Annotated in this window: 5 protein-coding genes; all 5 read right to left on the bottom strand. The window is 68.6% G+C overall.

The features are described from left to right. Positions 1–113: 113 nt before the first annotated feature. The 5 genes from ACT6UX_RS26895 to ACT6UX_RS26875 are packed head-to-tail and all read right to left on the bottom strand — an operon-like array spanning position 114 to position 6,296. Complete coding sequence (locus ACT6UX_RS26895; RefSeq protein WP_444778231.1) at positions 114–557, bottom strand: cupin domain-containing protein; 444 nt, start codon at positions 555–557, stop codon at positions 114–116. Continuing rightward, positions 554–2,152 carry a hydantoinase B/oxoprolinase family protein gene (locus ACT6UX_RS26890; RefSeq protein ID WP_444778230.1) on the bottom strand — a complete coding sequence of 533 codons (1,599 nt, stop codon included), beginning with the start codon at positions 2,150–2,152 and terminating at the stop codon, positions 554–556. Before ACT6UX_RS26890 ends, ACT6UX_RS26895 begins: the two co-directional genes overlap by 4 nt. Further along, positions 2,149–4,158 (bottom strand): hydantoinase/oxoprolinase family protein, encoded by a 2,010-nt coding sequence (locus ACT6UX_RS26885; protein WP_444778229.1) that lies wholly within the window; start codon positions 4,156–4,158, stop codon positions 2,149–2,151. The genes ACT6UX_RS26890 and ACT6UX_RS26885 overlap by 4 nt, the downstream gene beginning before the upstream one ends. A 54-nt stretch (positions 4,159–4,212) precedes the next feature. Then, on the bottom strand, positions 4,213–4,935 hold the full coding sequence (gene hutC / locus ACT6UX_RS26880; RefSeq protein WP_444778232.1) for a histidine utilization repressor: 723 nt from the start codon (positions 4,933–4,935) through the stop codon (positions 4,213–4,215). Continuing rightward, on the bottom strand, positions 4,929–6,296 hold the full coding sequence (locus tag ACT6UX_RS26875; RefSeq protein ID WP_444778228.1) for a formimidoylglutamate deiminase: 1,368 nt from the start codon (positions 6,294–6,296) through the stop codon (positions 4,929–4,931). Before ACT6UX_RS26875 ends, hutC begins: the two co-directional genes overlap by 7 nt. Positions 6,297–6,318 lie beyond the last annotated feature (22 nt).

Here is a 6,318-nt window from a genome sequence, read left to right as displayed (position 1 = left end):
GATAAGTCGGTCTACCCGCCGCCACCGCGCCGGCTAGTCTAGCCGATCCGGCAGACGCCGACTTACAAGGATGAGGTGGTGCGGTTGCCAGGTAAATTTGAGACGGGAGGACTCTAAGAGTCCGAGGCGCCGATCACGATGGCGCGGTCGGCCTGGTCGAGAGTCATCGGCTGGCCGTCGCGGATCATCTCGGCGAAGCCTTCGTTGGGTACCATCACGGTGAGGCAATAGAGTCGTTCCTCTCCGGTGTTCTCGATCACGTGTTCGAGGCCGGGCGGCAGCACCAGCGAGTCGCCCTGGGCGATCTCGTAGGTCTTGCCGCCGCAATGGGCACGGCCGTTGCCGTTCAGCACATAGAACATCTCATGCGCCTGCGCGTGGTGATGCGGCGGTGTCTTGCCACCAACGTCGAAGATCTCGACGGCCGAGACGAACGGCGTTTTGTCCCGCAGCGGATCGACCAGCATCACGAACTTGTTGGTGTCGCCCGGCGAGATGCGCGAGACGGGGCAGGCGCCGGCGCGGCGCAGCAACGGCTCGTTCGATGCAGGACTCATGACGATCTCCCTTGTTCTGCCACGCCGTAGCCGCCGCCGCCCGATGTCTCCATGACGACGCGATCGCCCTTTGCCAACGTCAGGTTCTCCTTGCCCGACAGTTCGCGGCTGCCGCCCGCGGCGCGATGCAGGGTCACCCGGAACGGCGCGCCGTCGGCGCCGCCCTGCAGCCCATAGGGGGCGATCACCCTGCGTTCGAACATGGTGGTGAGTGAGAGCCCGTCGGCCATGACGGTATAGGCGCGGCGCATGCCGTCGCCGCCGCGATGGCGGCCCGTGCCGCCGGAGCTCCGCCGCAGCTTCTGTTCGTCGACCCGGATCATGTACTCCGCCTCGACGATCTCGGCCGGCGTGTTCATCGTGTTGGTCAGATGGACACGCACGACCGGGGCGCCGTCGCGGTCCGCGCGCGCGCCTTCGCCACCGCCATGCGTTTCATAGAAGGTGCCGATGGCGCCGTCACGCCGCGTGCCGCCGAAGATCAGGAGGCCTGCGGTGGTCGAGCCGCCGGCCGTGAGGCGCTCGGGCACCGCCTTCTCGAAGGCGCGCATGATGGCGTCGACCGCGCGCTGCGAGGTCTCGTGGTTGCCGCCGACCACCGGCCTGTCGATGCCGGGTTCCAGGATCGAGCCAGGCCGCGTGCGGATCTCCAGCGGGCGATAGCAGCCGCCATTGGGCTGGATCTCCGGTCCGGCCACCGCCTTGATGGCGTAGTAGACTGCGGCCATCGCCACGAAAGGCGTGGTGTTGAGGGGGCCGGCGACGGCGTCGTCGGTGCCGGAGAAATCGAACTTTGCAGTGTCGCCCGCGATCTCCACGCGCACGCGAATGGCTGCGGGCCGGCCGCCCGGTCCATCGTCGTCGAGAAAGTCCTCGCCCTCGTAGACGCCGTCGGGCAGGCCGGCGATCGCCTCGCGCATCTGCGCCTCCGAGAGATCGTCGAGCCGGTCGAGCGCGGCGCGCAGGGTGGCCGCGCCATGCTCCTCGCCCAGCCGCAGCAGCCGGCCTTCGGCGGCGCGGGTCGAGGCCATCTGGGCCATCAGGTCGCCTTCGCGTTCGGCGGGCCCGCGCAGGTTGGCCAGCAGGAAGTCGCGCTTCTCCTCGTCGATGCCGTCGGCGGTGAACAGGCGCAGCGGCGGGATGCGCACGCCCTCCTGCCAGGTCTCGGTGGCGGCGGCGAAATAGCTGCCGGCCCAGGCGCCGCCGATATCGCCCCAATGGGCGAGACTGACGGCAAAGGCGAACAGGCGACCTTCGAGGAAGATCGGCCGGATCGCCTTCACGTCGGGCAGATGATTGCCGCCAACCTCGGGCAGGTTGAGAAACCAGACGTCGCCCGGCTTCAAACGCTCGGCCGGAACGCGCTCCAGGAACTTCTTCACGGTGAAGCTCATGACGCCGAGATGGATCGGGATGTCGCGGCCCTGGGCGATCAGGTCGCCCTTGTGGTCGGTGAGCGCGGACGACAGATCGCCCGCCTCGCGCAGCAGCGGCGAGCGGGCCGAGCGCATGACCACGAACGACATCTCTTCCGCCGCCGCCGTCAGGGCATGACGGATCACCTCGACGGTGAACGGATCGACGCTGTTCCTCATCGTGCATCCTCGCGAATCCAGAGATGACCCATCGCATCCGAGCTCAGCGTGTAGCCGGGCGGCACCACGATGGTCGACCAGGCGTCCTCGACGATCGCCGGACCGGCGATGCGCGCACCAGCCGGCAGCCGGTCGCGATCGTAGCGCGGTGTGGGATGCGGCGCCGTGGGCTCGAACCAGCACGGAGTCACGGAGGTCGGAACTGCGCTCTCACTGGCGACACCGAGCGGCCCGAACGTGGTGCGTCGCGCCACCAGGGCGCGCATGCGAAGGCTCTGCATTTCCCAATGCTCGTCGGTCGCGTAGCCGTAGATTTCGTGATGGCGTTTGCGGAAGTCGTCGCCCAGCCGTTCGAGATCGAGCGGTGGGCTGAAAGGGACCTCGACGGCATAGCTCTGGCCGACATAGCGGACGAGGGCGGTGCGTTCGACGGTGATCTCGTCTGCACCATGCCCATGGCTGTGCAGCGGCGCCGTCAGCGTTGCGAGCATGCCATCGTGCAGCGTGGCGAAACGGGCGGCATCCCACTGTGCGCTGAGCAGCCGTACCGCCTGCTGCTGCGTGTAGCTCATGTCGGCCACGATGCAGCCCAGCGCGGAGAAGCCGGAGGAGAAGCGCGGCACGACGATCTCGGCGATGCCGAACTCGCGCGCCAGCCGTGCGGCATGCATCGGGCCGGCGCCACCAAAAGCAAGCAGCGTACATTGGCGTCCATCGACACCACGCTCCACGGTAACGCGTGCCAGCGCCCGTACCATGGCGGCGTTGGCGACCCTCTGCACGCCGAGCGCCAGCTCGACAATGCCGACGCCGAGACGGGCGGCCAGGGGCGCGAGGGCGGCTTCGGCCGCGGCGACGTCGAGCGAGATGGCGCCGCCCAGGCGCTTCGTCGGATCGAGATAGCCGAGGACCGCATTGGCGTCGGTAACGGTCGGCAGCGTGCCGCCACGCCCATAGGCGGCGGGGCCTGGCTCCGCGCCCGCGCTCTGCGGACCGATCGACAGGCCGCCGGTCCCCAAGGTCACCAGCGAGCCGCCGCCCGCGCCGATCGATTCGACGGCGACCATCGGCTGCCGCACCGGCCGTCCCGCGAGCTTGGAATCGGTCGAGATCTCAGCCGTGCCGCCGAGGATCAGGCAGACATCGGTCGTCGTGCCGCCCATGTCGAAGGTCAGCACCTTCTCCAGGTCGAGCGACGCCGCGACGCTGGCTGCCGCCGAGATACCGGCGGCCGGACCGGACAGCGCCATCGACAGCGGCCGCTTCGCTGCGGCCTCGGGCGAGGCCATGCCGCCTGCCGAATGCATGACGTGGAGGCGGGCGCCTTTCACTTCGCGTTGCAGGCGATCGAGATAGCGCGCCGCGATCGGCATGACGGAGGCGTTGAGGACCGTGGTCGCCGTGCGCTCGAACTCGCGCGTCTCCGGATTGACCTCGTGGGAGAGGGAGACGAACGGAAAGGCCTTGGCCAGGGCCGCTCCGACCGAGCGTTCATGGTCGGCATTGGCATAGGCGTGGAGCAGCGACACCGCGATGCTCTCGACGCCCATCGCCTTTGCCTGCATCACCACCTCTTCGATCGCGGCGGTATCGGGCGTCAGGACGGCAGCACCGGTAAAATCGACGCGCTCGGCCAGCGCGATGCGGTGCTCGGGCGGCACCTGCGCCTCGCGTCGCGGCAGCAGGTCGAGCCGATAGAGATGCTGGCGGCCGGCGCGGCCGATATCGAGCACATCCTCGAAGCCCGCGGTCGCCACCAGGGCGACGGGTTCGACCCGGTCCTCGACGATCGCATTGGTGACCAGTGTGGTGCCATGGACGAGATCGTCCACGCGCTCGGCGGACAGGTGGGCCGCCGCAAGGGCGGCGCGGATGCTGGCGACGGGATCGTTGCGCTGGGTCGGAACCTTGATCGAGCGCACGTCGCCGGTCGACGGCAGCAGAGCCACCAGATCGGTGAAGGTTCCCCCGATGTCGATCCCGACCTGCCAACCGCTTTTTGACATATGTCACGCTCCCTGGCGCCGCCGGAGCAGGATACGGGCCATTTCCCGCCGGCGTTAGACGGACGTAGGCGTGAAACGCGCGACCAGCTGGTGCGAATCGCCGGGATAGGTGAGCCGGACATGGGTGACGGGCAAAGCGGCCCGCCAGGTGCGGCGTTCGACGATCAGGCAGGCCGTCGTCGCGGGCACCGACAGGAGTGCAGCGCGCTCCGTGCCGGCGCTGCTGGCGCCGATGCGGTGCTCCGCGGCGGTCCAGGGCACGCTGTCGAGCAGCCATCGCCCCGGCGCGATGTCATGGAAGCGCTCCTGGGCTGCTGCGGGCACTGCCTCCGTATTGATCAGGCGCTCTTCCAGGCAGAAGACCCTGTCGCCGGCGAAATGGCGGACGACGAGTTCGACGACGCGGCCGGCAGAGCCGCTGCCCAGGCGTTCGCGATCTGCTGCGGTGCTTCGCCGAGAGTCGCGGGAGACCAGTTCGAAGCGATAGGCCTGGCCGAGCGCCAGCACTTCCGCCTTGATGTCGTGGATCTCGAGGACCGCCGCCTGCGATTGCGGCCGCGTGACGAAGGTGCCAGCCTTGCGGCGGCGCTCGACCAGGCCGGCGCGCGCCAGCTTGGCCAGCACGTTGCTCACCGTCATGCGCGAACAGTCGTAGGTCTCGGCCAGCTCGTGCTCGGTGGCGATGCGTGCGCCCGGCGCCAGCTTGCCCGACAGGATCTTGCCCTGCAGGTCGCCGAGGATTTTCTGGTGCAGGGAGGTCGGCGCAGCGGTCACGATGGGTGCAGTACCTTTTCAAGGGCCTGCCGGTAGCGCCGACCGATCGCCTCACGATGGATATGGACGCCATCGTTCACCAGCTTGGTGCCGGCCCGCCAGACACAGTCGATAGTCCGGCGCCCGCCAGCGAAGATCCAGGCGTCGAGCCACTGATCGCCGTGGCGATGGGCGAGCGCATTGTCGTCGGCCTTCAGGCTCACGAGGTCGGCCGGGTGACCGACGGCAATGCCCGGCGGCGCGCCGAGCGCCTGCGCGCCGCCGGTCAGGGCCGTGTCGAACAGGCTGCGGCCGACCGAAGGTGTTGCGGCCCGCGCCAGCGCGTTGCGTGTGCGCAGGGAGAGGCGCTGGCCATACTCCAGAAGACGCAGTTCCTCGGCGGCGTCGATCAGGACGTTGGAATCGGAGCCGACGCCGAACCGGCCGCCGCGTTCCAGGAAGGATTGGGCGGGAAAGAGACCGTCGCCGAGATTGGCTTCGGTGATCGGGCACAGGCCGACCACGGCGCCGCGTGCCGCGATTCCATCGGTCTCGGCGTCGGTGACATGCGTCGCATGCACGAGGCACCAGCGTTCATCGACCGGCAGACGGTCGAGCAGAAGTTCGACCGGTCGCTTGCCCGACCAGGCGAGACAATCCTCGACCTCCTTCGTCTGCTCGGCGACATGGATGTGGACGGGGCCGCCTTCTGCCAGTGGCAGGATGGCCGCGATCTGTTCGGGCGTGGCCGCGCGCAAGCTATGAGGGGCGATGCCGACGACCGCACCCGGCAGGGAGGCCGCCGCCTTGCGACTGGCCTCGATCAGCTTTGAGTAACGATCGACGTCGTTGACGAAGCGGCGCTGACCGGGGGCGGCAGGGAGGCCGCCGAATCCGGCATGCCGATAGAAGACGGGGAGAAGGGTCAGCGCGATGCCGGTTGCGCCCGCGGCGGCGGCAATGCGCGTCGCCAGTTCCGCGATGTCGGCATAGGGCGCGCCGCTCGCGTCGTGATGCACGTAGTGGAATTCGCCGACGCGGGTGAAACCGCCTTCGAGCATCTCCAGGAAGGTCTGCGCCGCGATCGCCTCGACTTCCTCGGGCCCCATATGGTCGACGAAGCGATACATCGCCTCGCGCCATGTCCAGAAACTGTCCTGCGCGGGCCCGCGCCGCTCGGTGAGGCCCGCCATGCCGCGCTGGAAGGCGTGGCTGTGCAGGTTGGGCAGGCCCGGCAGTCCGATCTCGTGGCGCTCGTCCTCGGCCTCGGCGGGAGCGTCCTTCATCAAGGTTTCAATCCGGCCGTTGACGATGACGAGGCGCACACCGTCGGCCCAGCCGTCGGGCAGGAGCAGGGAGCGGAACCAGAGGGCGGTTCTGGACATATTATTATGTATAGTCATAATA

The sequence above is a fragment of the Reyranella sp. genome (assembly GCF_052439685.1).
GTDB lineage: Bacteria > Pseudomonadota > Alphaproteobacteria > Reyranellales > Reyranellaceae > Reyranella.
The sequence above is the reverse complement of the archived record's forward strand: the minus strand, read 5'-3'. Positions and strand labels throughout refer to the sequence as shown.